The sequence below is a fragment of the Candidatus Skiveiella danica genome, assembly GCF_022705245.1.
Classification (GTDB): domain Bacteria; phylum Pseudomonadota; class Gammaproteobacteria; order Burkholderiales; family Burkholderiaceae_C; genus Skiveiella; species Skiveiella danica.
In genome coordinates this window covers 50,616-75,446 of the sequence record NZ_JAKJEW010000007.1, presented here as the reverse complement: position 1 = coordinate 75,446, position 24,831 = coordinate 50,616, and the positions used below count along the sequence as shown (strand labels likewise).

The window sequence follows — 24,831 nt, the reverse complement described above, 5'->3', positions numbered from 1 at the left end:
CACCCACCGGACACCCGACCATGCATGCCTCCCGCCACGACCTTCTTGGTAACCCCGTCACGCTGGCCGATGCCGCCAGCCTCGGCCCGCTGAACGATTTCGTCGAAGGCTTCATCGCCTGCGAGGCGCGCGTGGTCAATGTCTTGCAGGTGGCCGACACCGACCCCAGCCCGCTGGTGCAGGCCTGCTGCGCCGCGCTGCACATGTTTGCCGAATCGGGCGATGCGCAGGGTAACGCCCAGCCTTTCATCGAGGCCGCGCGCCGCTCCACGATGAAGATCACGCCACGCGAGCAGCGATTCGTCGAAGCCGTGGCGGCCTGGGTCCACGGCGACCTGCCGCGCGCGATCGCGCTGCACGAGGAGCAGGCGCGCGAGCACCCGCGCGACCTGGCCTCGCTCAAGCTCGGGCAGTACCACCTGTTCAACCTCGGCCACTCGCCCGGCATGCTGCGCATCGTCCAGCCGGCCCTGCACGCAGCCGCCGAGGTGCCCTACCTGCACGGGATGGCAGCTTTCGCCTGGGAGCAAAACCACCTGCTGGAGCAGGCGGAAGCGGCAGCGCGCCGTGCGCTGGCGATCCGGCCCAAGGAGCCCTGGGCCCAGCATGCGCTGGCGCACGTGATGATCACGCAGGGGCGTATCACCGAGGGACGCGACTTCATGGCCGCGGTGAGCGGGCAATGGACGGACCTGAACTCGTTCATGGTCACGCACAACTGGTGGCACCTGGCGCTGTTCGAGCTGGAACTGGACCACGCCGCCGCCGTGCTGGACCTCTACGACCGCCAGGTCTGGGGCGTGGTCAAGGCCTACTCGCAGGACCAGATCGGCGCGGTGTCGCTGCTGGCGCGCCTGGAGATCGCCGGTGTGGACGTGGGCGATCGCTGGCAGGACGTGGCGGACCACCTGGAGCAGCGCGGGGACGACCATGTGCAGCCCTTCCTGGACTTGCAATACCTCTATGGCCTGGGCCGCGCCGGCCGTGCCACTGCCGGCCCGCGCTTGGCCCGTCTGGAAGCCTTTGCAGCCCGGGCGCCCGACTGGTCACGCACAGCGTGGCAGCAGGTCGCGGTGCCCGCGGCGCGCGGGCTGCTGGCGCATGCAAGCGGCGACTGGCAGGGCGCGGTCGCCGGCCTGGGCCAGGCGCTGCCGCAGTTGCAGACGATTGGCGGCAGCCATGCGCAGCGTGACCTGTTCGAGCAACTGCACCTGGATGCGTTGATGCGCGCCGGCCGCTGGAGCAGCGCCCAGCACCTGATGCAGCCACGCGCCAACGCCTGCCCGCAGTCGCTGCGGCTGAAGCGCCAGCTGCGGCCGGTGTACGCGGCGCTGGGCCTGCCGGAGGTTTCGCCATGAGCGCATCCACGGAGCGAGGGAGCCACAGACCCACCGTCGTCCTGATCCCCGGCCTGGCGGCGGATGCCCGCATGTGGGGCCACCAGCTGGCTGGGCTGGGCCCGCTCGCGCCCACGGCCGTGGCCACTGCGCACCAGCCCTGCGGCACCATCACCGCGATGGCGCAGGCGGTGCTGGAGCAGTTCGACGGCGAGCTGGTGCTGTGCGGCGCCTCCATGGGCGGTATGGTCGCGATGGAGGCCACACGGCTCGCGCCCTCGCGGGTGAGCGGCCTCGCCTTGCTGGGCACGGTGGCGCATCCCGAGACGCCCGAGATGCACCAGCTGCGCAGCGATGCGATCGTGCTGTTCGAGCAGGGTCGCTCGGAAGAAATCATCCGCGCCAACGTGCCGCTGGCCTTCCACCCCGACCACGCCACTGATCCGGTGCTGACGGGCCAGTACCTGACGATGGTGCTGGAGGCTGGCCCCGAGACGCTGATCCGCCACAACCGTGCCGTGATGGCCCGCCCGGACGCCCGCGCGCACCTGGGGCAAATCCCCTGCCCGACTCTGGTGCTGTGCGGCGAGGCTGACCAGCTGACCCCGCCGGAGCATTCGCGGGCAATTGCTGCCGCCATCCCGGGCGCGCGGCTGGCGCTGGTGCCGGGGGCCGGGCACATGCTGACGATGGAACAGCCCCAGCGCGTCAACTGCCTGCTGCGGGAGTGGATGGCGGCCTTGTAGGCCCGCCCAGCCGCCCCGGAGGCCGCGCCGTGCATCCCGGGCGCGTCTTCCACCCGGTTTTCAAGCTTTATTGGGCTGATCCCAGCGTGGAATGGTCCTGTCCTGCTATGAAAACAGGATGAACCCAGGTCTCAGCGACGGAATCCGCCACCGCCCCGGAACCCGCCTCCACCGAAGCCTCCGCCACCGAAACGGCCGCCAAAGCCACCGCCCCCACCGAAGCGGTCGCCGCCGAAGCCGCCACCGCCTCCAAAACCACCACCCCCGCGGTCCCCTCCGAACAGGCCACCGCCACCGAACAGACCGCCGGAGCGTGCAGCCGAGTCGCCCGCACTGCGCGCCTGCGACTCGCGGTCCGCCCAGGAGGTGTCGCCGGATGCCGAGCCCCATCCGCCGGACGAATGCTGCTGCCAGCCGCCGCTGCCATCGTTGCGCATGACGTTGCCATTGCTGTCGGCGAACATGTTGTTGCTCGACGGGCGGCCGTTGGTCCAGGTGTTGGTCTCACCAGTGCGGGCGTTGTAGGTGGTGGTGGACGAGGCATGGGCTGCGCCCTGCGGGCCGGCGGTGGTGGCTGAGGTGCGGTCGATCGAGCTGCCGCCGGCACCGGTGTACGAGGCGCTGGAGCCATACGATCGCTGGCCGGTGTAGGTGTTGTAGTTGCCAGCCCGCGCCACGTTGCCGGAGCCGCCGTCCGGGCCGTTGACCGTGCGGTCGTAGCCGCGCGTGGCATTGCCGGTCCAGGCGTTGTACTGGCGGCCGGCGGCATAGCTGCCGGTGGTGCCGGTGCGCGCATTGGCATACACCCCGCTGGCCGTGCTGCCGGCCACGCCGCCGCCGGCGTACCAGGAGCGGGTGCCCGAGTAGGCGGTATTGCCCCAATGGCCGTAGACGTTGGCGCTGGCCGAGGCACAGCAACCGTAGCCGCCCCAGTAGCCCGGGTGGTAATAGGCGCCGCCCCAGTACGCGCCGCCCCAGCCCCAGAACGCCGCCGTGGCCAGCCCCGCCGCAAAGCCGAAGGTGAAGCCCACGTAGGGGTTGTAGACCGGTGCGGCCGCCAGGCCGTAGGTGTAGGGCGCGGGATACCAGACCGAGCCGATCCACGGGTTGTAGGTGTAGCCGGTGCCGTAGACGATGGTGCCGTCGCTCGACACCACCGTGCCCATATAGCCTGGCGTGTAGCCGGTGTAGACATACTGGGGCGTGGCCTCGTAGATGCGCACATAGGTCACGTAGTAGATCGGCGACGAGGGCGGGATGGTGTAGATCGCATCCGGCACCGATGCGGCCACCGTCCAGGGCCCGGTGATGCCCGGCGCGGTGAACCAGACGCCGGCCTGCACCGCGTACATCTGGCCTCCGGGCACCTGGATCAGCGGGGCCGAAGCATTGGTCACGTAGGACAGCGCCGTGCCCGGCACGGGCGCCCATTGCGGCGCCCCGTCAAGCGCGGGCGTGAACGTCGGCCCGTTGACCCGCTTGACCGTGGCCGTCTGCGGGATGGAGTTCTCGATCACCGCCTCCTGGGCCTGCGGCGTGCCGGCCACGGTCGGCAGGACCACGGCGGCGCGCGAGCTGGGCGGAATGCGGGCAAAGTCGGCCGGCAGCGCATTGGCGGCCACATAGGTCCAGGGGCCGCCCAGTCCCGGCGCGGTGAACCAGCGCCCGGCCATCAGCACGTAGTAGCCGCTGTTGGCCGTGTTGACGAAGACATCCGAGGTGGTGTTGGCTGCCCAGAGCAGTTGCGTGCCGTTGATGGGCACGAAGTCCGGCTGGCCGTTGAAGATGATCAGTTCGCTGGGCACCTGGCTGATCATGATGGAAGGCACGCCGTTGGCCAGCGAAGGCCTGGGCTTGGCGTCCGGACTGCCCTTGAGCATGTCCACCGCGCCCGTCTTGGCCACGCTTTGCGCCGTCGCCGCCAGGCCGGCCGGCAGTGTACTGGTCTGCAACCACGGCCCCTGCAGCGAAGCGGCGCTCAGCCAACCGTCATAGACAGGCAGGTAGAGCGCATTGCCAGGCCCGCCTTGCAGGATCAGCGCCTTGGTGTTGATGATGCGCTGGAAGCCGCTGTTGCCGACCGGCTTGAACACCGGGGTGCCATCGATCGGCACCAGGATCGCGGGGGAATTGCTCACCAGCACCTGCGGCGGGCTGTTCTGCACCGCCACCGTCCGCGGCTGGATGCCATTGAGCGCCAGCGACGCCTTCAGCCGGTCCAGCGAGATGGTGCGCACCGTGCTGGCCACCGAGGCCTGCAGATCGGCCGAGAGGGACGCGCCCTTGTCAGGCAAGGTGGGGAACAGGCTGCTGTTGATCTGCAGGTTCTCGAACACCACGCTGCGGTTGATCCGGTCCACCTGGGTGCGCGCGGTGGCAAACATTACGCCGAAGGTCTCCTGCTTGCCGCCCTTGGGCATGAAAGCCAGCGCCGAGCGGAACGTGATCTGGTTGCCCTGCCACTGGCTGACCTGCGGCTGGTACATCAGCACCGTGCCGCTGGCCAGGTTCACCTGGCGCGGCCAGGGATCTGCCGGCAGGGGTGTGGCGTCAGACGGCGCCGGCGTCGCGGCCGTGGCCGGATTGGGGGCGGGGTTCTGGGTCTGCGATTGTGCAGTAATGGCAGCCAGTGCTGCAGCCAGGACCGCCAGTTGGAAGGGATGGCGCAAAGGAGTCATGACGAGGTTCCCTGATGAAGCGAAAAATGACGCAAAGATTCTTGCACAGTCACCTGCGCGCGAAAACCGCCTGGATCAAGCAAGTCGCACCCTACCCGCCCCAGCCCGGCACCTGCTGAAACACCCAGAGCAGCGCGCTGATCGTGAAGAAGGAAGCCGCCGTCGTGCCCAGCAGGGCGGCCGCGGCCAGGCCGTCGTGGCCATGCTTCTGCGCCAGGATGGGGTAGATCCCGAACATCGGGCTGGCGGCCGTCAGCACCACGCCGATGCGCAGCTTCGGGTCCATCGGTACCATGCCGAGAGCCTCGCACAGCAGCAGCGCGCCCAGCATCGCCGCCGGGTGCACCAGCAATTTGCCGATGGCGATCTGCGCCACGGGCCGGCGCAACCCCGCGATGTGCAGGCCCGCCAGCGAGCCACCGATCACGAACAGCGACAGTGCCGCGCTGGCCTGCGCGAACATCGTCACGGTGCGCGCCAGCGGCGAGGGCATCTGCCACTGCAGCGCCGACACCACAAAGCCCGCCAGCAGGCCCAGCACCATGGGGTTGCGCGCCAGGTTCAGCAGCGACTGGCGCAGCACGGTGTGCCAGCGTCCGCCACTGCCCGTGCTGCTTTCGGCCAGCGCCAGCAGCAGAGGGATCAGCAACAGGTTCTCCACGATCATGTTCAGGCCCAGCATCACGCCGGCCACCGGCCCGATCACCAGCAGCGCGATCGGAAACCCCACAAAGCCGCTGTTCGGGCACGACATGCCCATGGCCCAGAAGACGCTGGTGGTCCGGTCCTGGCGCGCACCCCGGCGCGCCCACAGCAGGCCCAGCCCCATCGCCGCCAGCGAACCCAGCGCATAGACCAGCAGGTAGCGCCCGTTCAGGATGTCGGCCAGCTTGCGCTGCGCCAGCGCGTTGAACAGCAGCGCTGGCAGCGCCAGGTTGATGACGAACTGGCCCAGCACGCGCATGTCGGCGCGGGCGAACAGGCCGCGGCGGGTGAGGATGTAGCCCAGCGCGATGGTGAGGTAGATGGGGCCGGTGATGGCCAGGATGTCGAGCATGTCGTCTAGAAGGTGACCGGCCAGCGCGGCGCCGGATGCGGACCGGGAATCAGGGGGTGAAGCTTCTCACGGTTTGCCCGCCGCCAGCAACGCGTCGGCATAGGCCTGCCAGGGTGCACCCTTCGGCACGCCGGCCAACACACCCGCCTTGGCCTGGTCTGCCACCCACTGCTGCTTCTCTGCGATGGCGGCGGCCATGAAGGGCTCGAAACCGGCCTCGCGCACCGTGTGCGCCGACTCGCGCATTTCTTCCGCGCGACGCTGGCCGTGCTGCGCCACGCGGCTGAAAAAATAGGCGCCCTGCGCGCTCCAGTCGATGCCGGGGAAGGTCTCCTGCAGCGTGGGCAGCACATGGTCTTCCACGCCATAAGCCCGCGCGGTGCTGTAACTTTCGATGACCAGAGCTTCCAGTCCCTTGATCATCACGCTGCGGCACATCTTGATGGCGCTGGCCACGCCAATCCGGTCGCTGACGACTTTCGCATCCATGCCCCAGTCGGTCAGCGCCCGCGCGAGCGCGTTTGCGCGGACACCGCCCAGCAGCATCGGCACCTTGATACCGTAAGGCGGCACCGAGGTCATGACGCCGGCCTCCACGTAGTGGCCGCCGGCGGCTTCGATCAAGGTGGCAGCCTGCTGCTTGGTGCCCGGTGAGGCCGAGTTCAGGTCCAGGAAGATCGTGCCGGGGCGGATGAAGGCCGCCGCCTCCTGCGCCACCGCCAGCGTGGCGGACGCGGTGACGGCCGAGAGAATCAGTTCGCTGTCTACGCACAGGGCCTGCATGCACGAATGCGCATCGATCCCGGCCTGCGCGGCGTGCGCCCGCTCCGTCGCCTGCGTCGCGGCCTGGGCGAACTTGAGATCCCAGGCGCCAACGCCGGTGACGCCCGGCTGTTTCAGCAGTCCGGCGCAGAAAATCTTGCCGACTTCGCCATAGCCGATCAGGCCAATGCGTTCGAGTTTCATGGCGTTTTCCTGTCGAGAGTGCATCGCTACTGGCGCGGTATCTTCGCACGCACGATCACCTCACCCCAGCGCCGGATATCGTTGTTCAACAGGGCTGCCGCCTGCTCCGGCGTGCCGGGGTGCGGGTCGAGGTTCAGCTCCTCGAGGCGCTTGCTGACGGCCGGATCGTTCAATGCGGCAACCACCTCCCTGTTCAGCCGTGCGACCACGTCCTTCGGCGTGCCCGCCGGAACGGCCAGGCCGTTCCAGGAGGCGGCCGCGAAGCCGCTCACCCCGGCCTCCTTCGCCGTCGGCACCTCAGGCAGCACGCGCGAGCGTTTGTCGCCGGTGATGGCCAGCGGCACCAGTGCCTTGGCGCGGATCTGCGCCAGCAAGGGGCCCAGGATGTCGAGCCCGGCGTCGATCTGCCCGCCGCGCAGGGCGTTGATCACCGCGGGGGTGCCGTTGAACGGCACGATCTGCACATCGATGCCGGCTGCCGCCTTGAACAGTTCGGCAGCGAGGTGTTGTGTGGTGCCGATGTTGGGCGTGCCGATGGTGAGCTTGCCAGGGTTGGCCTTGGCAAACGCCACCCATTCGCCCAGCGTTCTGAAGCGGCCGCCGTCGGGGCCGACAATGACGAGGTCAAAGGTCGCCAGCGGCGCAACGGGGATGAAGTCGCGCACCGTGTCGAAGGGCAGCGCCTTGAACAGCGCCGCGCTCACGGCCGTGCCGCTGGAGATCAGCAGCAGGGTGTGGCCATCCGGGACGGCCTTCGCCACCGTCTCGCCGGCCACCACGCCGCCGGCGCCGGGCCGGTTCTCGATCACCACAGGCTGGCCCAGCGTCTCGCTGAGTTTCTGGCCCACCGTGCGCGCGGTCAGGTCCGCGGCACCGCCCGGGGCATTGGGCACCACCAGGCGGATCGGCTTCGATGGAAATGCAGACTGGGCCGCTGCCGCCTGCGACAGGGCAAACCCCGCCACCACGGACAGAGTGTTCAGGAGAACGCGACGTCGGGACGACATGCGGGGTGCCCTGGCGTCAGAGATCGAGCACCAGCCTGGGTGTCTTCGATCGCGAACAGCAGGGCAGGAACTGGTCATTCGCGGCCTGCTCATCCGGGGTCAGGTAGAGGTCGCGGTGATCCGGCACACCTTCGATCACTCGGGTCAGGCAGGTGCCACAGACGCCCTGCTCGCAGGAAAACGGCACGTCGACGCCGGCTTCGGCCAGGGCCGATATCACTGTCTGGCCAGCGGGCACGCGCACGATCCTGCCGGAGCTCGCGAGTTGCACATCGAAGGCCACATCGGCACCGGATGCCGCCACCTCGCCGGCGAAGTACTCCGTGTGCAATCGGGCTTCGGGCCAGCTGCTGGCCCGCGCGGCTTTCAGCACCGCGTCCATGAAGCCTTTCGGCCCGCACACGTACAGGTGCACCCCGCTGGCAGGCGCGGCAAGCAGCGCCTCGATGTCGAGCTTCTGCCCGGCGTTGCCATCGTCAAAGTGGAAGTGCACCCGGGACGCGAAGGCGGCGTCGGCGATGCGCTGGCGGAACGCCGTGCGCTCCGGCGCGCGTGTGCAGTAGTGCATCTCGAACTCGGCACCGGTATTGGCGAGACGCTCGGCCATGCACAGGATCGGCGTTACGCCGATGCCCCCGGCCAGCAACAGGTGGCGACGCGCGTCATGGGCGAGCGGAAAGTGGTTCTTCGGGAGGCTGATCTGCAGCAACTGACCCTCCACGACCTCCTCGTGCATCGCCCGGGAGCCGCCACGCGACGCCGGATCGCGCAACACGGCGATCAGATAACGGTGGCTCTCCGTCGGGTCATTGCAAAGGGAGTAGGGACGCGTGAGCCCGCCTGGAAGATGCACATCCACGTGCGAGCCCGCCGAGAACGCGGGCAAGGGGCTTGCGTCGGCAGAGACCAGTTCGAAGGTGCAGATATCCAGCGCTTCGACGCGCTTGCGCGCCACGCGGACCGACAGCGTTGATGCGTTGCTCATGGGCCGCCCTCACGCCGCCGGCTCGGCGCTGGCCGAGCGCTCCGCCGCCACCAGGCGATCGAGGATCTTGCGCGACTGCACACCGCCGGTATCGATGTTGAGCATCAGCAGGGCACGCTGCGGGTACGCCAGCAGGTTCTTCTGCTGCAGCTCCAGTATCTGCAGGTCTTCGCTGAAGATCTTTCCCTGCCCATCGCGAATGCTGGCCGTCAGCGCCTTGTCGGTGGGATTGAACTTGCGCGCCATGCCCCAGAAATAATGGATCGAGGTCTCGGTCTCCGGCGTGATGAAGTCCACCACGACGCTGTAGGCCTTCTTGTCGTTCGGCGCGTCGTAGCCGCCGTGACCCTGAAGCGCCACGCCGACCTCGATCATCACCTGGCTGGGCGGCGTGAAACGGCAGATCTGCCATCGATCCACGGGCCCATCGTCCGGCAGGCTGTTGGCACGCAGGCCCATCTTCCAGAACGGCGGCGGCAGGATCCCGCTCATGAAACGGCTGGTGGTCACGGTGTTGCCGTCCACCGTGGTCTTGCACGGGGTTTCGTCGATTTCCTTCTGGCCGATGCTGGTGGCATGGACGTAGGTTTCATGCGTCAGGTCCATCAGGTTGTCGATCATCAGCCGGTAATCGCACTGGATGTGGAACAGGCCGCCGCCAAAAGCCCAGGCGGGGTTGTCGTACCACTCCATGTGCGGGATGTCGTCGGCGTTCGCCAGGGTCGTGTCACCGGGCCAGACCCAGATGAACCCATAGCGTTCCTCGACCGGGAAGCTCTTGATCGGGGGAAAGCCGCGCACGCGTTGGCCGGGCATGGAGACCGTCTTGCCGTCGCAGCCCATGGCCAGACCGTGGTAGCCGCAGACCAGTTTGCCCTCCTGCACATACCCGAGGGAGAGCGGCGCGCCCCGGTGCGGACAGAAATCCTCGACGGCGGCCACCTTGTTGGCTTCGCCGCGGTAGAAGGCGATGCGCTCGCCGCAGATGGTGCGGCCCAGCGGCTTCTCGTCGATCTCGTTGGGGGTACAGCCGACGTACCAGGCATTCTTCGGAAACATGATCGTCCTTTGGTTCAAGCGTGGGCCCCGGAAACGCCGAGCAGGCGGTCAAGCAATTCAGGTTGTTCGAGCAAGGGTGCCGCCGCGCCGCGGTGCACCACATTGCCGTGATCGAGCACCACCGCGCGGTGGCTGATGGCCAGGATGGCCTGCGGGTGTTGCTCCACGACGATGGCCGAGAGGCCTTCATCGCGCGTGATGCGTGCAATGGCGCGCAGCAGTTCCTCGACGATGATGGGCGCCAGGCCTTCGAGCGGCTCGTCCAGCAGCAACAGCCGCGGGTTGAGCACGAGCGCTCGGCCGACAGCCAGCATCTGCTGCTCGCCCCCGGACAGCTGGGTGCCCAGGTTGGTCTTGCGCTCGGCCAGGCGCGGGAACATTTCATAGACGCGCTCGGGTGTCCAGGGGTGCGACGCATGGCCCGCGCGGATGGGCCGCGCGACGGCGGCCAGGTTCTCGTGCACCGTCAGCGACTTGAAGATGTTGCGCTCCTGCGGCACCCAGCCGATGCCCGCAGCCGCGCGCTCGTGCGACGCCAGCCGGTTCAGCATGATGCCGCCGAGCAGGATGGTGCCGCCGTGCTGGTGCGTGGCGCCCGCCAGGGTGTCCATCAGGGTGGTCTTGCCCGTGCCATTGCGGCCCAGCAGCGCCAGGGTCTCGCCCTCGGCCAGCGAAAAGCTCACGTCCTGCAGCACCACGGCCTCGCCATAGCCCGCGCTCAGGCTCTCAACCTGCAGCAGATCAGACATGGCTCGCCGCCTCTCCGTGGCCGAGATACACCGCCTTGACCTGGGGGTCGTCGGCGATCTGGTCCGGCGTGCCCTCGGTCAGCACCGCGCCGTTCACCAGCACCGTGATGCGCCGGGCAAAGTCGAACACCAGGTCCATGTCGTGCTCGATCAGCAGCACCGACACATCCTGCGGCAAGGCCGCAACGGTGTGCAGCAGCTCCTCCCGCTCGCCGGCGGGAACACCGGCCACGGGCTCGTCGAGCAGCAGCACGCGCGGCTCACAGGCCAGGGCGATGCCGATCTCCAGCAGCCGGCGCTTGCCGTAGGCCAGGTGCTCGGTTCGCTGGTGCATCACGTCCGTGAGATGAAACTGCTCCAGCAGCTGTGCACATCGTTCGGCCACGGCCCGATCGTGCCCCAGGGCCTGCCACCAGCGAGCGCCGGCTCCGCGGTGCTGGGACACCACCATGGCCAGCGTCTCCAAGGGTGTCATGGCATTGAAAAGCTGGTTGATCTGAAACGTGCGCACCAGGCCCCGGCGCACGCGCTGATGGGGCGCCAACCGCGTGATCTCCTGCCCCTCCAGCGTGATCCGGCCCTCGGTGGGATCCAGCACGCCGGTCATCAGGTTGATCAGGGTGGTCTTGCCGGCGCCATTGGGGCCGATCAGCGCATGGCGCGCGCCGCGCGTGACATTCAGACTGACATGGTCGGTGGCCGTGATGCCGCCGAAGCGCTTGACCAGGCCTTGTGTCTTCAGGACGATGTCGTTCACGACTGCCCCTTGTCGCGCCCGAACCAGGTCCAGGGCCGCAGCAGCCGCTCGCGGCCCACCATGACCAGCACCACCAGGAACAGGCCAATCCAGAAGGTCCAGTACTGGGGAGTGATGCCCGAGATCACGTCGTGCATCAGCTTGAACACCACGGCCCCCGCGATGCCCCCATACAGCCAGCCCACGCCGCCAATCACGAGGATCAGCATCAGATCCGCCGACCGCTCCAGGGCGAACACGTCGAGCGAGGCAAAGCCGGTGGTCTGCGCCAGCAAGGCACCGGCCGCACCGGCCACGCCGGCAGCGACGGTGTAGGCCACCGCCAGCCGCGCGGACACCGGAATGCCGATGGCCATCGCGCGCAGCCGGTTGTCGCGCACGGCCATCAGTGTGGCGCCAAATGGCGAATGCACCAGGCGCCGCGCCAGTAGGAAGAGCACCAGCAGCACGGTGAGCGAGTACCAGGCCGCCGTCTGGCCCATCAGGTCGAATTCAAAGCGGCCCAGCAGGGGTCCCATGGTCACCCCCTGCAAGCCGTCAGAACCACCGGTCAGCCAGTCCACCTTGTTGGCCAGTTCCAGCAACAGAAGGGCCATGCCCAGCGTGACCATGAGACGGGTCAGATCCGTCCCGCGCATGATGGTGAATGAACAGACCGCGCCCAGCGCCGTCGCTGCCATGATGCCGACCGCCAGGCCCACAAGGGGATCGGGCATCACATGCTTCGCAAACAGCGCCGCCGAATAGGCTCCGAAACCGAGAAAAGCCGCGTGGCCCAGCGAGACGATGCCGGTGTAGCCCAGGATGAGGTCCAGGGACAGTGCGAACAGTGCGACGATCGCAATCTCGTTGATGATGAGCGCGTGCTGGGCCACGACAAAGGGCGAGGCAAAGGCCATGAGCCAGACCACCGGCTCCCACGCTTTCCAGCGCGAAGCCTCCAGCAGGGACGTGCGAACGGAATTCATCTATTTGCCTCCCTGTCGCACAAACAGGCCCTGCGGGCGCCAGATGAGGATGGCGATCATCAGCGCATAGACGATGAACGCGCCCAGCTTGGGAATGAAGTACTTGCCCGCCACATCGGCAATGCCCAGCAGCAAGGCTGCCAGCAAGGGCCCGGTGATGGACGAGGTGCCGCCCACGGCAACGACGATCAGGAAATACACCATGAACTTCAGCGGAAAGGTCGGATCAAGCCCCAGCACCTCCGCACCCAGGGCGCCGCCCAGACCGGCCAGCCCCGAGCCCACCGCGAAGGTGGCCGCGAACACCACATTGACGTTGATGCCCAGGCCCGCCGCCACCCGCGGGTCGTCCACGCTGGCGCGCAGGCGGCTGCCGAAGCGGGTTCTCGACAGGATGAACTGAAGGCCGATCGTGAGGGCCGCACACACGGCAATGATGAACAGGCGGTAGTGCCCCATGCCGAGGGCCCCGTCGAAGAGTTCGGTGCGCCCGCGCAGCCACTCGGGCAGTTGCATGATCTGCTGCTGCGATCCCATGAAGTAATCCGCGGTCGCCACGGCCATGAAAGCCAGTCCGATCGAGAACAGCACCTGGTCCAGGTGCGGTTTGCGGTACATCGTGCGGTACAGCGTGCGCTCCAGCACCATGCCCAGCAGCGCGGCACCGCCGAAGGCAAGGGGCAGACACGCCATGAACGGCACGCCATGGCGCTGCATGAGCACCACGGTGATGTAACCACCCACCATGGCAAAGGCGCCGTGCGCGAGATTGATGAAATTCATCAACCCCATCGTCACGGACAGGCCCACCGCCAGTATGAACAGCAGCATGCCGTAGGCAATGCCGTCAAAAAGAATCGTCAACATCAGAGGAGATCCGGCACGCCGGGACCCGGACTATTTCGTCTTGCCAGGATCCTTTACATCCTTGATCGTGGCGAACTCCTGGTTGAAGAGCTGACCGCCCACCTTCTCCACCTTGCGGATGTAAATGTTGTGCACCACGTCACGGGTCTGCGCATCGATGAACATCGGCCCGCGTGGGCTCTCAAAAATCTGGCCCTTCATCGCTTCCAGCAGGGCGTCACCCGAGCCACCCTTGGTCGCCTTGGCGGCCTCATAGATCACGCGCATGCCGTCGTAGCCGCCCACCGCCATGAAGTTGGGGCGCAAGCCGTTGTTCGCCTTCTCGAACGCCTCGACGAACTTCTTGTTCAGCGGCGAGTTGTGCGACGCCGAATAGTGATGCGACGTCACCACCCCCAGCGCCACGTCGCCCATGCTGTTGAGAATGTCATCGTCGGTCACGTCGCCGGTGCCAATGAGCTTGATGCCGGCCTTGTCCATGCCGCGCTCCGCGAACTGCTTCATCAGTGCGGCGCCGGCGCCCGAAGGCACGAAGACAAACATGGCGTCAGGCTTGAGGTCACGCACCTTCTGCAGGAAGGGCGCAAAGTCCGGATTGCGCATCGGCACCCGCAGCGTCTCGATCACCTGGCCCCCGTTGAACAGGAAGCGATCCTTGAAGTATTTCTCGGCGTCGATGCCGGGGCCGTAGTCGGACACCAGCGTCACGACCTTCTTGATGCCATTCTTGGGCGCCCAGTCGGCAATGCCCACCGCGGCCTGCGGCAGCGTGAAGCTGGTGCGCACGATATAGGGCGACGCCTGCGTGATGCTGGACGTGGCTGCCGCCATCACCACCAGCGGGGTCTTGGACTGGGTGGCGATCGGCGCGGTGGCCAGCGCCAGGGGCGTGAGGCCAAAACCGGCCAGCACATTGACCTTGTCGTTGACCACCAGTTCCTGGGCGATGCGCTTGGTCACGTCCGGCGCGCTGGTGTCGTCCTTGACGATCAGTTCCACCTTCTTGCCGGCAACGGTGTCGCCGTTCTGCGCCATGTACAGGCGCGCGGCCGCCTCGATCTGCTTGCCCGTGGAGGCAAACGGGCCCGTCATCGGCAAGATCAGGCCGATCTTGAACTTGTTGTCCTGGGCGCTTGCCAGCGTGGCCGCCAGCGACAGGGCCGCAAGGGCGGTCGACCTGAGAAAAATCCTCTTTTGCATGTCGTGTCTCCTGAAGGAATCAATAATCAAACCGTCCGCCCGGCCAGTGGCGAACACTCACCAGCCCCGAGGTGCAACTGTCACCGCATTGCACAGCCATCGCAAGACGAGCCGCCGACTCCCAGATATACCAATCCTGCATAGCTGACGGCTCAATCAACAAAAAGGTCAATTGCGCCGACGGATCAGGCGCACTCCGGGCATGGTGTCCAGCCCCGGCATGCGCACGGCTTCGCGCAGGTTGCGTTGGGCAATGCGGGAGTGTTCGCGCATGATGGCCTCGGCACGGGCACCTTCGCGACGTTCGATCGCATCGAGCACCTGCCAATGCTGGTCCTGGGCCACGACGAGCATGTCGCGCGCCTGCGGCGAATTGGCCTGTACGACCACGAAAGCCGAGGGCGACGCAAACGGCAGGCTGGCCAGGCGCTCCATCTCGCGCGTCAACACGGCGCTGCCGGACAACTCGCCAAGAAGCGCGTGAAAGCGCTCGTTCAGGACCACGTAGCTGGAAAAGGCGTGGTCGTCCAACGCGGCTGCTCGAAGCAGCTCGTCGATCTGGCGAAGACATTCGCTGCCCTCGCCCAGCACCACCGGTGCCGCTCCGCGTTCCGCCGCAACGCGCGCCAGCAGCCCCTCCACGGTGCCCCGCAGCTCGATCGCATCGGACACTTCCCGCTCGGAAAAGGTACGCACCGCGTACCCCCCGTTGGGCAACGCCTCCAGCAGCCCTTCCTGCTCCAGCCGCATGAGCGCGGCCCGGATCGGCGTGCGCGAGACACCAAGCTTTTCAACGAGGGTCAGCTCGGCAATCCGCGCACCGCCTGGCAGTTCGCCGGCGAGGATCATCTCGCGCAGCCGCAACTGTGACTTGACAGACTGCGAGCCGCCTTCTTCTGCCAGGTCAATCACGGGAGCGCCGGTATTCATGAATACGCAGTGTATACATAAATTGACTCAATCAAGGTATTTTATCCAATCATCAGGGTAAATACCGACTTTGTGTATACATTGAATGCCAGGCCATATGCCTTACCATCCGTCTTCGCAAGACCCAACGATCAGGAGACACCCCATGACCATCCCCCATCTTCCCGCCCGCTACGACCACGTCGGCAGCTTCCTGCGTCCCCAATACCTGCTCGAGGCGCGCGAGAAAAAGGCCACGGGCCAGATCACGGCCGAGCAGCTGCGCTCGGTGGAAGACAAGGCCATCACCGAGATCGTGAAGTTTCAGGAAGACGTGGGGCTGAAGAGCATCACGGACGGCGAATTCCGGCGCACCTACTTCCACATTGACTTCCTTGAGCAACTCGGCGGCGTGAAGACCGACATCCCGGTCACCGTGCGCAAGCCCGACGGCACCGAGGAGCTGGCCCCACCGGTGATCCGTGTCATTGACAAGGTGCGCCATGCCAAGGACATCCAGCTGGCGGATTTCCAGTACCTCAAGAGCCAGGTCTCGGCGGGACGCACCCCCAAGGTGTCGATTCCGTCCCCCACCATGCTGCACTTCCGCGGCGGACGCGCCGGCATCAGCAAGGAGGCCTACCCCGAGCTCGATCCGGCCTTCTACGACGACGTGGCGCGCGCCTATGGCGACGAGCTGCGCAGCCTGGCCGCCGCGGGCTGCACCTACGTGCAGATGGACGACACCAACCTGGCCTATCTGTGCGACGAAAAGATGCGCGAAGCGGCCCGCCAGCGCGGGGACGACCCCAACGAACTGCCGCACCGCTACGCCCAGTTCGTCAACAAGGTGGTGGCGCAGAAGCCGGCCGGCATGACCCTGGCCATGCACCTGTGCCGCGGCAACTTCAAGAGCACGCACGCGGCTGCGGGCAACTACGAACCCGTGGCCGAGGCGCTGCTCAAGGAAATGGACATCGACGCCTACTTTCTGGAGTACGACGACGACCGCAGCGGCGACTTCCGCCCCTTGCGCTTCCTGCCCAAAGGCAAGATGGTCGTATTGGGCCTGGTGACCACGAAGTTCGGCACGCTGGAGAGCAAGGACGACCTCAAGCGCCGCATCGCCGAGGCCGCCCAGTACGCGCCGCTGGACCAGCTGGGCCTGTCACCGCAATGCGGCTTCAGCAGCACCGTGCACGGCAACAACATCGCGGTCGAAGCCCAGCGCGCCAAGCTGCGGCTGGTGATCGAAACGGCGCAGGAAGTCTGGGGCGACGCCTGAGCATGGCACGCGGGCCGCACGGCGCGGCCCGAGAAGTCCCCGCTATTTGATCGTCAGCGCCAGTTCGGCGCGTGGCGTCCAGGCAGCCTCCGTCGGGCCGGAGGCGGAGGCTGCGGCACCCGCAGTCGAGGGCGCTTTGTCAGCCGTGGTTTTGGGCGCACCCAGGAACAGCCGCTCCAGCGGCAGCTGGCGCGTAGCCAGGTAGTCCCGCACCGCCACGCCGCGCTGCAGGGCCAGTTCGCGCATGGACTCTTCCGTGACGGGGATGTCCGCCAGCAGCAGCGCCTCCATCTCCGGCACCGGAATGTCCTTGGCCAGGCCCACCAGGTTGCGCGGTTTGGTGATGTCGGCGCGCCGGTAGACGGCCTTCAGCAGTTCCGGGTACTGGGCCGGGCTCACCGTCACCGTCGCGGTGCCGCCTCCCTGGGCGCGCCGCTGCTCGGCCACCACCAGGGCTTGCAGGCGCTCACGCTTGTAGCCCTCACGTTCGACATCGAGGCGGGCCATGCCGGTCACGGTCATGATCAGCACCGGTCGATCGGCCAGCACCTTGGCCACCCGGTCCAGGCCGGCGGTGGCCTGCGCGCTGAGCGCGGCGCTGCCGGGCGCGAAGGGCACCGTGCCCAGCTCCTCGCCACCGCTGCCCCCGAAGGCGCTGGCCAGCAAGGTGAACGGCGCGGTGATGGCTTTGGTGATCAGGTTGACGATGACCTTCAGGATCACCGAGCCCAGGCTGAACTGCGGGTCGTTCAGCGAGCCCGAGATCGGCAGGTTGATGTCGATCACGCCATTGCGGTCAGCCAGCAGCGCCACCGCCAGCTTGACCGGCAGACTGGCCGTCGAGCCTTCCACCTTCTCGCCGAAGGACAGCTGGTTGAGCACGATGTTGTTGCTGGCCGTCAGCTGCCCGTCGGGTTGCACCCGGTAGCTCACATCCATGCTGAGCTTGCCGCGCTCGATGCCATGGCCGGTGTACTTGACCGAGTACGGCGTCAGCGGCGCCAGCTCCAGATCGCGCACCTTGCCCTGGATGTCCAGCGCCAGCGGCTTGGCCAGCGGGTTGAGCTTTCCCAGGATGTCAAGCGAGGCAGTAGCCCCGACGCGTCCGCGCAAGTCCAGGTCCGCCAGCTGGGGGGATCCGGTGGGCGACACGCTGGAAAAAGCGCTGAGCTTGCCATTGAGCTCGCTCAGATCGGCCGAGTAATTGGGCTTGATGAAGCGGTCGGAGAAGTACACCCGTCCGTTCACCAGGTTGATCGGGCCGACATTGATGACCGGCGCCGGGCCTGCGGGCGCGGCAGCGGCCTGCGGGGGGCTTGTCGCACCAGATTTTGACTCATTTTGGCCAGATCCCATCGTCGATGGGTCTTTGTTTGCTATCTTTTTAGGATCATTTTCAGGGCCGGAGGCCGCCGCCTGCGCCGGCGTTGGGGGCGCCGTGGCGCCGCCCTGGGCCTTGACCAGGTCCTGCAGGTTGAGGCGGCCTTCCTCATTGAGGATCACCCGCGCGTAGAAGTCGCTGAGCACCGTCTCCCGCACGTCAACCCGGGCCGGTGAACCCGGCGCCAGCGTGACGTCCAGGCCGCGCAGGTTCAACGCCTTCCAGGCCAGCAGTTCCTCGTCGCCGGTCGTACCGGCGCGCGTGGGAGTGCCAGACCCGGTTGGGGCACCAGGGCGGGCACCCGCTGCGGCCGTGCCGGCCACACTGTTGGCACGCAAGGACTCGACGGCCGAGTCCCCACTGAGGCGCAGTTGGGGGCCGGCCTCCAGCGCGGCAAACTGCACCGATCCCTTGAAGCTGGCGTCGGCGCGCAGCAGTTCGATATTGAGCAGGTCGCCGAAATAGGGTTCGAGGGCATGCACCGGCAGGTTCACCACGTCCACCGCACCTTGCGCGCGCATCGGGTTCAGGCCGACGGTGCCGCGGTAGCTCAGACGCCCCGGCTCGGTGCGGCCCGCGCCGACGCGCGCCACCACCTCCAGCGACGCCGGTTTCTTGCCGTCCAGCGCGAAGTTCTTCAGTGCCACCCGCAATCCCGAGACCTCGAACGCAGCCGGCCGCGCGTGGGCCGCGTCGTTCCAGCCCAGCGTGCCGCCCTGGAGAAGGAAATCGTTGACGGCCACTTTCCAAGGATTGGTCGCCGGTGTCGCCCCGACCGATGAGGCGCTGAAGGGGCTTGAAGCCACCGCCACCGGCGCCGCAGCTGCGGCCTGGGCCTGGCCCTGGGGCGCGTTCGCTGTCGGCGCGCCGCCCTTCAGCCACAGCTCGACCATCCAGCGCCCACCGCTGTCGCGTTCGATCTTCGCCTTCGGGTTGGTCACGACCAGCTTGCCCAGCACGACGCTCTGCGCCACCGGGTCGATCTGCGCATCCTGCAGCTCAATCGCCTGGACGGAAGCCAGCGCCGCCTTGCCCTGGTTCAGCGCCAGCTTGTCCAGGTTCAGCCTGTCCACCCTGAGTTTCAGTTCATAGCGGCTGCCCTTTTCCTTCTGGATGGCGGGCAGGTTGGCTCCCAGCGTCCAGTTCACGCCGACGGCGGCGTTCAAGGTGCCCGCCAGCGTGGGCTCCAGAAACTGGGCCACATAGGGTGCGGCCAGCGACAGCGGCAAGGCGCTGACGGTGGCCGTCATGCTGGCCGCGGTGTCGAGTGCAGATCCGCTGAACGTCAGGCCCGCTGCCGTTGTCGTGCCAGCGCCCGGTGACGTCGAGCCCGGGCCTTTGCCCGCCTCGATTGCCGCGCTGCCCCGAAAGGGAATCGCCTGCACGCCGGGCACCCCGAACGGCAGGGCGATGCCCGTGGCATCCAGGCTCAGGTCGCGCAGGCCCAGCCGGGCCGACGGGCCCTTGCCCACCGCGGTCGTGTCGTCGATCCAGTCCACCTGGCCGCCGCGAACCGCCACCGAGGCCACATCGACCTTCCAGGCATCCGAAGGCGAAGACGAGGCTTCCTTTTCCTTCTTTTCCAGCGCCAGACGGTCTTTATCCGCTATCTTTTTTGGTGATTGTTTCGCCTCCCCGGCGGGTGGCGCGCTCAAGTCCAGGTTCAAGCGGCCGTCGCGCGCCCGGTGTACGGTCAGCAGCGGCTGGTTCAGCTCGACAGACGAAAGCTTCACCGCGCGCGCCAGCGGGCGCACGTCCGCCAGGCCCAACTGGAGACGATCGAAGGCCAGCAAGTCTTCATCCTTGCCATCCGCCAGCTTCACCCGGCTGATCTGGACCGCGCCGCTCAGGCGCACCGCCGGTGCCGGGTTCTGCTCGAACGCCAGCTTGACGTCCATGTCCAGCACGGCCGACTTCAGGTGCACGGGCAGGCTGGGAGGGAGGTAGCCCAGATAGGGGCTCAGGTCCAGTGCCTGCAGCTTCAGGCTGGCGTCGGTCTTGCGGGTCTGCGCGAAGGGCGTGGTCCGCGCGGAGGAATCGAACGCACTGCCGTTGAGCCTGAAGGCCAGCAACGGATCGGTGAAGACCTCGCGCCGGGAGCCCAGATTGCTCAGGAAAGGCACACCCAGCCGCAGGTCGCGCACGGTGTGCGTCTTGCCCACCGCGTTGTCGATGAAATCGAACGAGCCGCCGTTCAGCGCCAGGTTGTACAGCGCGAACTGTGCCGGCTCGCCGGGCGGCTGGTCCGGTGGCGGCGTGAGCTTCGTGATGATGTCGTCAACGTCATAGCGGCCACCCCCCAGGTGGGTGAGCCGGGCCACGGGCTCGTCCACGGTGATCGCGTCCACCACCGGCGCCATCCGCACCAGGGACTGCAGTTCACCATCCATATATATACGCTTGATGCGCACCTGGTCCGCCTTGCCGTCGGCCGTGGCAACGGCCAGGTCGGACAGGGTGAGCTCCATCGTCCAAGGCTTGAAGTCCACCGCCCCCAACGTCACCGTGCGCCCGACCTTCTCGCTGGCGATCTTCTGGGCCTGGTGCCTGAGCAGCGGCGGCACCGCCAGCCAGCCGAGCGCCCAGAGCGTCAGCACCCCGGCAACGGCCCACCCGGCGCGGCGCGCCCATTTGTGACTCTTGATTGTCTGCAGGTTCATGGGCGGATTTCCGTGCCGGCGTCAAAAACGCAATGGTGCCACGGTTGCCAGCGCCTGGGCTTGGGCCTGCATCAAACCGCAAGCTGAAAATGAGAAAGCCCGGGCGGCCGGCGCAGGGCCGACCGCCCGGGCTTGACGGCGGACGAACGTCCCTGCCGTCGGCTTTGGCAACGGGAAGCGGGATGTTCCACGTTGCGCAGGAGGCAAGGGATTGCCTCCGGAGATCGCCGGGGTTGCCACCGAGTCTGCGAATCGCAGTCAAGCGGTTTCCATCGGCGGGAATGCTCGATTTCACTCAAGCAGGTTCAGTGTAATCCCGCGGGGCGGTCGCCATCCAATACAGCTTGCCAATGATGTTCAGGCCAACGATTGCTTGTTGCAACTCGCTGCGCACATTCTTCCGTTTGGCCACCACCTTCGGCCGGAATCCGAGAAAAAAGCGCCACTTTTTATACCAAAATTAATCTAACACATCTATTTTTAAGTCTTGACCTGATATTAATACGCCACCTAGAATCCGCCTGTCCCCCAAAACCTAGGGACAACCCGAACCCGCTGCCGTCCCATCGGCCAGGTCAGTTCCGCTCAAAACCGTCTCCCCGAGACCCTGCTGAATTGATTGCGTACCAATCCAAACGAGTAGCCTGCCGTGTGATGCTGCCTGTAGCAGAGCCCGTCAGAGCCAAAGCGTAGAAAGGAAGTGCTATGACAGCGTTAAGAAGTGCCGCCCAAGGCTTGCGAACTTTTGCAAGTGACATCGCCGAAGGCTTTTTTGAAATCACGCACAACAGCTTCGCCCTTGTCGGCCTGGCCGTCGTGTTTGCCGTGGTGACCCTGACCGCCCGGCCCGACCTGCGTCAGGCTGGCGAGGAGCAGCTCGTCAGCTGGCTCCAGGCCCGCAAGGCCGCCGTGCTCGGCATGGAGCCCGAACTTGAAGCGGTGGATCGCGCCACCGCAACCAACCCCAAGGATCTGCCCCGGGAACAGGCTGCCGTGGCCTACTGGCTCAGCAAAAAGTACCGGGTGGCACCGGAGCCCTTGAGTGCGCTGGTGGTCGAGGCCTATGAAGTAGGCCAGCGTGCCAGACTCGACCCGACCCTGATCCTGGCCATCATGGCTGTCGAGTCCAGCTTCAACCCGTTCGCCCAGAGCGCCGTCGGCGCCCAAGGGCTGATGCAGGTCATGACCCATATCCACTCGGACAAGTACGAGAACTTCGGCGGCAAGCTGGCTGCTTTCGATCCGGTGACCAACCTTCGGGTTGGCGTGAAGGTGCTGCAGGAATGCATTGCCCGTGCCGGTTCGGTCGAAGGGGGCCTGAAGCTGTACGTCGGCGCCGGCAACAACGAGGGTGACGGCGGCTACGCTGGCAAGGTGATGGGCGAGCATGCCCGCCTGGCGCAGGTCGCCAAAGGCCGTGCCGTGCCGACCAGCCCACCCGCCAACGCTTCGATCGTCCCCACCGTTGGATCGATGAAGCAGCCTTCCGGCGAGGAAAAAGTGGCCGCCTACGTCGGCCTGTGATCCGTGCCCGGGGCCGGCGCGTCCGGCTCGGCTACACTTGACCCCGTGCGCAACTGGCGATAGGCGCGGCGTCCCCTGCGGATGAGCCGTGCCGACGTGGACCCCCGTCTGGCCCTGCCAGAGGACAACCACTGGGAAGCGCACCGCCCGCAACAGCTCTTTCAGGGCTGCTTGGCCGGGTGATCAGCCGTTCGCCTGGGCAGCCCTTGTCACCGCACAAGGTTCACCCGTCTTGAAGGACTGCCATGTACGACCGCAACATTCTGATTGAACAAACCGACCCCGAGCTTTTCAATGCCATCCAGCTTGAGAACGCGCGTCAGGAACACCACATCGAGCTGATCGCCAGCGAAAACTACGCCTCGCCCGCCGTCATGGCCGCGCAGGGCACGCAGCTGACCAACAAATACGCCGAGGGCTACCCCGGCAAGCGCTATTACGGCGGCTGCGAGTACGTGGACATCGCCGAGCAACTCGCCATCGACCGCGTCAAACAGATCTTCGGTGCCGATTGCGCCAACGTGCAGCCCCACTGCGGAGCCTCGGCCAACGAGGCGGTCTTCCTGGCCTTCCTGAAGCCCGGCGACACCATCATGGGCATGAGCCTGGCCGAAGGCGGCCATCTGACCCACGGCATGCCCCTGAACATGAGCGGCAAGTGGTTCAACGTCGTCAGCTATGGGCTGGACGCCCAGGAGGCCATCGACTACGAGGCGATGGAGCGCAAGGCGCATGAGACCAAGCCCAAGCTCATCATCGCCGGCGCCTCGGCCTACAGCCTGCGGATCGATTTCGAGCGCTTTGCCAAGGTGGCCAAGGATGTTGGCGCCATCTTCATGGTGGACATGGCGCACTACGCCGGCCTGATCGCCGCCGGCGTCTACCCGAACCCCGTCCCGCATGCCGACGTGGTGACCTCCACCACCCACAAGAGCCTGCGCGGCCCCCGCGGCGGCATCATCCTGATGAAGGCCCAGCATGAAAAGGCCATCAACAGCGCCATCTTCCCCGGCCTGCAGGGTGGCCCTCTGATGCATGTGATCGCCGCCAAGGCGGTGGCCTTCAAGGAAGCGCTGGAACCGTCCTTCAAGGCGTACCAGCAGCAAGTTGTGAAGAACGCCCAGGTGGTGGCCGAGACGTTGACCCAGCGCGGGCTGCGCATCGTCAGCGGCCGCACCGAAAGCCATGTCATGCTGGTCGACCTGCGGGCCAAAGGCATCACGGGCAAGGAAGCCGAGGCCGTGCTGGGCAGCGCGCACATGACCATCAACAAGAACGCGATTCCCAACGACCCGGAAAAGCCCATGGTCACCAGCGGCGTGCGCATCGGCACCCCGGCCATGACCACCCGCGGCTTCAAGGACGAGGAAGCCCGCCTGACGGCCAACCTGATCGCCGACGTGCTCGACAACCCGCGCGATGCGGCCAATATCGAGGCGGTGCGCGCCAAGGTGAACGCGCTCACCAGCCGCTTCCCGGTCTACCGCTGAGCCCAGAACGATGCGCAGGAACTCACATATTCATAGCTGCCTGCGACCGCTCTGCGCTGGGATGATGGCAAAAAGGCCAGAAAATCGGGGTCAAACGCCATGAAATGCCCGTTTTGTGGCCACCTCGAGACCCAGGTCGTCGAGACCCGGATTGCCGAAGATGGGGATTTCATCCGCCGTCGCCGGCAGTGTGGCGCCTGCGAAAAGCGCTTCACGACCTATGAGCGGCCCGATGTCAGCTTCCCGGCCATCGCCAAGAAGGATGGCCGGCGCATCGACTACGAGCGCGCCAAGCTGCTGGCGTCCTTCAACCTGGCCCTGCGCAAACGCCCGGTCAGCACGGACCAGATCGACAGCGCCATCGAGCGCATCGAGGAAAAGCTGTTGAATCTGGGCCTGCGCGAAGTCCCTTCCAGCCGCATCGGCGAACTGGTCATGCGCGAGCTCAAGAAGCTCGACAAGGTGGCCTACATCCGCTTCGCCAGCGTCTACCGCAGTTTTGAAGACATCGACGACTTCAAGACGCTGGTGGACGAGGTCCGGCGCTGACCGCTGAAACCAACAGTGCTGCCGTTCGTCGGAAACGGCCTGGGGCGCGCTGCCAGCTCGTGCATACTTCAACGATGAGAAGCAGTAGGGGTGTAACCGCTATTGAACTGGCAACGGTGATTGCCATTCTTGCCATCCTGTCGGCGCTGGCCGGCCCCTCCTTTGTCAACCTCATCCGCTCGAACAATGTGTCAAGCGTGGTCAATACCTTTATGTCCGACATGCGCTTTGCGCGCAGCGAAGCGATCCGTCGTGGCGGCGCTGTGATCATGTGCCGGAGCAACGTACCTGAGGCCGCCTCGCCAACTTGCGGAACAGGTTCTGGTCCGAATGGCAATGGATGGGTCAGCGGGTGGCTGGTCTTTGAAGACCGAGATAACAGCAATTCATATAACAGCGGTGACCAGTTGCTGCGGATTCAGCCAGCGATTACTACCGTGGATAGCTTTCTTGAAAGCGGCGGCAGTTCGTCAACCAAGTTCGAGTTCACAGCAAACGGGCGGATGAAGAATCTGAGTTCAGCAACCCAGCTGCAGGTCGGGAGCAATTTCTCCATGACGAATGCCCAACAAAGAACTCTGTGCGTCAGTCCGTCCGGGCGTGTCCGCGTCGTGGGGGATGGCACCACGAGTTGTTCAACGGCAACAGACCGCTAAT

20 protein-coding genes and 1 riboswitch are annotated in these 24,831 nt (G+C 66.3%); of the genes, 7 read left to right on the top strand and 13 right to left on the bottom strand.

Annotated elements, in window-relative coordinates; translation table 11 throughout:
* Positions 1-20: 20 nt before the first annotated feature.
* Together ACMUOY_RS05780 and ACMUOY_RS05775 are read left to right on the top strand one after the other, a co-directional pair.
* Complete coding sequence (locus tag ACMUOY_RS05780; RefSeq protein WP_413891750.1) at positions 21-1,358, top strand: tetratricopeptide repeat protein; 1,338 nt, start codon at positions 21-23, stop codon at positions 1,356-1,358.
* Positions 1,355-2,083, top strand: a complete 729-nt coding sequence (locus ACMUOY_RS05775) for an alpha/beta fold hydrolase (protein ID WP_413891749.1) — start codon at positions 1,355-1,357, stop codon at positions 2,081-2,083. Before ACMUOY_RS05780 ends, ACMUOY_RS05775 begins: the two co-directional genes overlap by 4 nt.
* A gap of 131 nt (positions 2,084-2,214) precedes the next feature.
* On the opposite strand, the gene ACMUOY_RS05770 is transcribed toward ACMUOY_RS05775, so the two are convergent.
* The 12 genes from ACMUOY_RS05770 to ACMUOY_RS05715 all read right to left on the bottom strand — a co-directional run bounded on the left by ACMUOY_RS05770 (position 2,215) and on the right by ACMUOY_RS05715 (position 15,306).
* Positions 2,215-4,761: a carbohydrate-binding family V/XII gene (locus tag ACMUOY_RS05770; RefSeq protein ID WP_413891748.1), complete on the bottom strand. Its 2,547-nt coding sequence runs from the start codon at positions 4,759-4,761 to the stop codon at positions 2,215-2,217.
* A gap of 91 nt (positions 4,762-4,852) precedes the next feature.
* A complete protein-coding gene (locus ACMUOY_RS05765; RefSeq protein ID WP_413891747.1) occupies positions 4,853-5,818 on the bottom strand; it encodes an AEC family transporter in 966 nt (321 codons plus the stop codon).
* 66 nt (positions 5,819-5,884) lie between these two features.
* Positions 5,885-6,784 carry a DUF1932 domain-containing protein gene (locus tag ACMUOY_RS05760; RefSeq protein WP_413891746.1) on the bottom strand — a complete coding sequence of 300 codons (900 nt, stop codon included), beginning with the start codon at positions 6,782-6,784 and terminating at the stop codon, positions 5,885-5,887.
* 26 nt (positions 6,785-6,810) lie between these two features.
* Positions 6,811-7,791 (bottom strand): Bug family tripartite tricarboxylate transporter substrate binding protein, encoded by a 981-nt coding sequence (locus ACMUOY_RS05755; protein ID WP_413891745.1) that lies wholly within the window; start codon positions 7,789-7,791, stop codon positions 6,811-6,813.
* Between the two features lie 16 nt (positions 7,792-7,807).
* Positions 7,808-8,776, bottom strand: a complete 969-nt coding sequence (locus tag ACMUOY_RS05750) for a PDR/VanB family oxidoreductase (RefSeq protein WP_413891744.1) — start codon at positions 8,774-8,776, stop codon at positions 7,808-7,810.
* Positions 8,777-8,785: 9 nt separating this feature from the next.
* Positions 8,786-9,835, bottom strand: coding sequence for a Rieske 2Fe-2S domain-containing protein (locus ACMUOY_RS05745; protein WP_413891743.1), 1,050 nt, complete (start codon positions 9,833-9,835; stop codon positions 8,786-8,788).
* Between the two features lie 14 nt (positions 9,836-9,849).
* The gene (locus tag ACMUOY_RS05740; RefSeq protein ID WP_413891742.1) at positions 9,850-10,584 is read right to left on the bottom strand and encodes an ABC transporter ATP-binding protein; all 735 of its coding nucleotides are present in this window, start codon (positions 10,582-10,584) and stop codon (positions 9,850-9,852) included.
* Positions 10,577-11,341, bottom strand: coding sequence for an ABC transporter ATP-binding protein (locus ACMUOY_RS05735; RefSeq protein WP_413891741.1), 765 nt, complete (start codon positions 11,339-11,341; stop codon positions 10,577-10,579). Before ACMUOY_RS05735 ends, ACMUOY_RS05740 begins: the two co-directional genes overlap by 8 nt.
* Positions 11,338-12,309 carry a branched-chain amino acid ABC transporter permease gene (locus tag ACMUOY_RS05730; RefSeq protein ID WP_413891740.1) on the bottom strand — a complete coding sequence of 324 codons (972 nt, stop codon included), beginning with the start codon at positions 12,307-12,309 and terminating at the stop codon, positions 11,338-11,340. The genes ACMUOY_RS05735 and ACMUOY_RS05730 overlap by 4 nt, the downstream gene beginning before the upstream one ends.
* Positions 12,310-13,176, bottom strand: coding sequence for a branched-chain amino acid ABC transporter permease (locus ACMUOY_RS05725; protein WP_413891739.1), 867 nt, complete (start codon positions 13,174-13,176; stop codon positions 12,310-12,312). It abuts the gene before it with no gap.
* A gap of 30 nt (positions 13,177-13,206) precedes the next feature.
* Complete coding sequence (locus ACMUOY_RS05720; protein WP_413891738.1) at positions 13,207-14,376, bottom strand: ABC transporter substrate-binding protein; 1,170 nt, start codon at positions 14,374-14,376, stop codon at positions 13,207-13,209.
* 168 nt (positions 14,377-14,544) lie between these two features.
* Positions 14,545-15,306, bottom strand: coding sequence for a GntR family transcriptional regulator (locus tag ACMUOY_RS05715; protein WP_413891737.1), 762 nt, complete (start codon positions 15,304-15,306; stop codon positions 14,545-14,547).
* A 145-nt stretch (positions 15,307-15,451) separates the two neighbouring features.
* On the opposite strand from ACMUOY_RS05715, the gene ACMUOY_RS05710 reads away from it, so the two are divergent.
* Positions 15,452-16,570 carry a 5-methyltetrahydropteroyltriglutamate--homocysteine S-methyltransferase gene (locus tag ACMUOY_RS05710; RefSeq protein ID WP_413891736.1) on the top strand — a complete coding sequence of 373 codons (1,119 nt, stop codon included), beginning with the start codon at positions 15,452-15,454 and terminating at the stop codon, positions 16,568-16,570.
* A 42-nt stretch (positions 16,571-16,612) separates the two neighbouring features.
* Here the strand turns inward: ACMUOY_RS05710 and ACMUOY_RS05705 are convergent, their stop codons facing one another.
* A complete protein-coding gene (locus ACMUOY_RS05705; protein ID WP_413891735.1) occupies positions 16,613-20,611 on the bottom strand; it encodes a DUF748 domain-containing protein in 3,999 nt (1,332 codons plus the stop codon).
* A 705-nt stretch (positions 20,612-21,316) separates the two neighbouring features.
* On the opposite strand from ACMUOY_RS05705, the gene ACMUOY_RS05700 reads away from it, so the two are divergent.
* From ACMUOY_RS05700 to ACMUOY_RS05685, 4 genes are all read left to right on the top strand, one after another.
* Entirely contained in the window at positions 21,317-22,135 is an 819-nt protein-coding gene (locus ACMUOY_RS05700; protein WP_413891734.1) for a transglycosylase SLT domain-containing protein, read from the top strand.
* A gap of 39 nt (positions 22,136-22,174) precedes the next feature.
* A riboswitch (ZMP/ZTP riboswitch) is annotated at positions 22,175-22,343 on the top strand.
* Between the two features lie 37 nt (positions 22,344-22,380).
* Positions 22,381-23,625 (top strand): serine hydroxymethyltransferase, encoded by a 1,245-nt coding sequence (gene glyA / locus ACMUOY_RS05695; protein WP_413891733.1) that lies wholly within the window; start codon positions 22,381-22,383, stop codon positions 23,623-23,625.
* Between the two features lie 99 nt (positions 23,626-23,724).
* Positions 23,725-24,174, top strand: coding sequence for a transcriptional regulator NrdR (gene nrdR, locus ACMUOY_RS05690; protein ID WP_413891732.1), 450 nt, complete (start codon positions 23,725-23,727; stop codon positions 24,172-24,174).
* Positions 24,175-24,248: 74 nt separating this feature from the next.
* The gene (locus ACMUOY_RS05685) at positions 24,249-24,830 is read left to right on the top strand and encodes a GspH/FimT family pseudopilin (protein ID WP_413891731.1); all 582 of its coding nucleotides are present in this window, start codon (positions 24,249-24,251) and stop codon (positions 24,828-24,830) included.
* The last annotated feature ends 1 nt before the right edge of the window (position 24,831 follow it).

What these genes read in the sequence shown, in the direction of transcription:
- ACMUOY_RS05780 (WP_413891750.1), top strand. Translation starts at nt 21, where the DNA reads ATGCATGCCTCCCGCCACGACCTTCTTGGTAACCCCGTCACGCTGGCC.
- ACMUOY_RS05775 (WP_413891749.1), top strand. Translation starts at nt 1,355, where the DNA reads ATGAGCGCATCCACGGAGCGAGGGAGCCACAGACCCACCGTCGTCCTG.
- ACMUOY_RS05770 (WP_413891748.1), bottom strand. Translation starts at nt 4,761, where the DNA reads ATGACTCCTTTGCGCCATCCCTTCCAACTGGCGGTCCTGGCTGCAGCA.
- ACMUOY_RS05765 (WP_413891747.1), bottom strand. Translation starts at nt 5,818, where the DNA reads ATGCTCGACATCCTGGCCATCACCGGCCCCATCTACCTCACCATCGCG.
- ACMUOY_RS05760 (WP_413891746.1), bottom strand. Translation starts at nt 6,784, where the DNA reads ATGAAACTCGAACGCATTGGCCTGATCGGCTATGGCGAAGTCGGCAAG.
- ACMUOY_RS05755 (WP_413891745.1), bottom strand. Translation starts at nt 7,791, where the DNA reads ATGTCGTCCCGACGTCGCGTTCTCCTGAACACTCTGTCCGTGGTGGCG.
- ACMUOY_RS05750 (WP_413891744.1), bottom strand. Translation starts at nt 8,776, where the DNA reads ATGAGCAACGCATCAACGCTGTCGGTCCGCGTGGCGCGCAAGCGCGTC.
- ACMUOY_RS05745 (WP_413891743.1), bottom strand. Translation starts at nt 9,835, where the DNA reads ATGTTTCCGAAGAATGCCTGGTACGTCGGCTGTACCCCCAACGAGATC.
- ACMUOY_RS05740 (WP_413891742.1), bottom strand. Translation starts at nt 10,584, where the DNA reads ATGTCTGATCTGCTGCAGGTTGAGAGCCTGAGCGCGGGCTATGGCGAG.
- ACMUOY_RS05730 (WP_413891740.1), bottom strand. Translation starts at nt 12,309, where the DNA reads ATGAATTCCGTTCGCACGTCCCTGCTGGAGGCTTCGCGCTGGAAAGCG.
- ACMUOY_RS05725 (WP_413891739.1), bottom strand. Translation starts at nt 13,176, where the DNA reads ATGTTGACGATTCTTTTTGACGGCATTGCCTACGGCATGCTGCTGTTC.
- ACMUOY_RS05720 (WP_413891738.1), bottom strand. Translation starts at nt 14,376, where the DNA reads ATGCAAAAGAGGATTTTTCTCAGGTCGACCGCCCTTGCGGCCCTGTCG.
- ACMUOY_RS05715 (WP_413891737.1), bottom strand. Translation starts at nt 15,306, where the DNA reads ATGAATACCGGCGCTCCCGTGATTGACCTGGCAGAAGAAGGCGGCTCG.
- ACMUOY_RS05710 (WP_413891736.1), top strand. Translation starts at nt 15,452, where the DNA reads ATGACCATCCCCCATCTTCCCGCCCGCTACGACCACGTCGGCAGCTTC.
- ACMUOY_RS05705 (WP_413891735.1), bottom strand. Translation starts at nt 20,611, where the DNA reads ATGAACCTGCAGACAATCAAGAGTCACAAATGGGCGCGCCGCGCCGGG.
- ACMUOY_RS05700 (WP_413891734.1), top strand. Translation starts at nt 21,317, where the DNA reads ATGACAGCGTTAAGAAGTGCCGCCCAAGGCTTGCGAACTTTTGCAAGT.
- glyA (WP_413891733.1), top strand. Translation starts at nt 22,381, where the DNA reads ATGTACGACCGCAACATTCTGATTGAACAAACCGACCCCGAGCTTTTC.
- nrdR (WP_413891732.1), top strand. Translation starts at nt 23,725, where the DNA reads ATGAAATGCCCGTTTTGTGGCCACCTCGAGACCCAGGTCGTCGAGACC.
- ACMUOY_RS05685 (WP_413891731.1), top strand. Translation starts at nt 24,249, where the DNA reads ATGAGAAGCAGTAGGGGTGTAACCGCTATTGAACTGGCAACGGTGATT.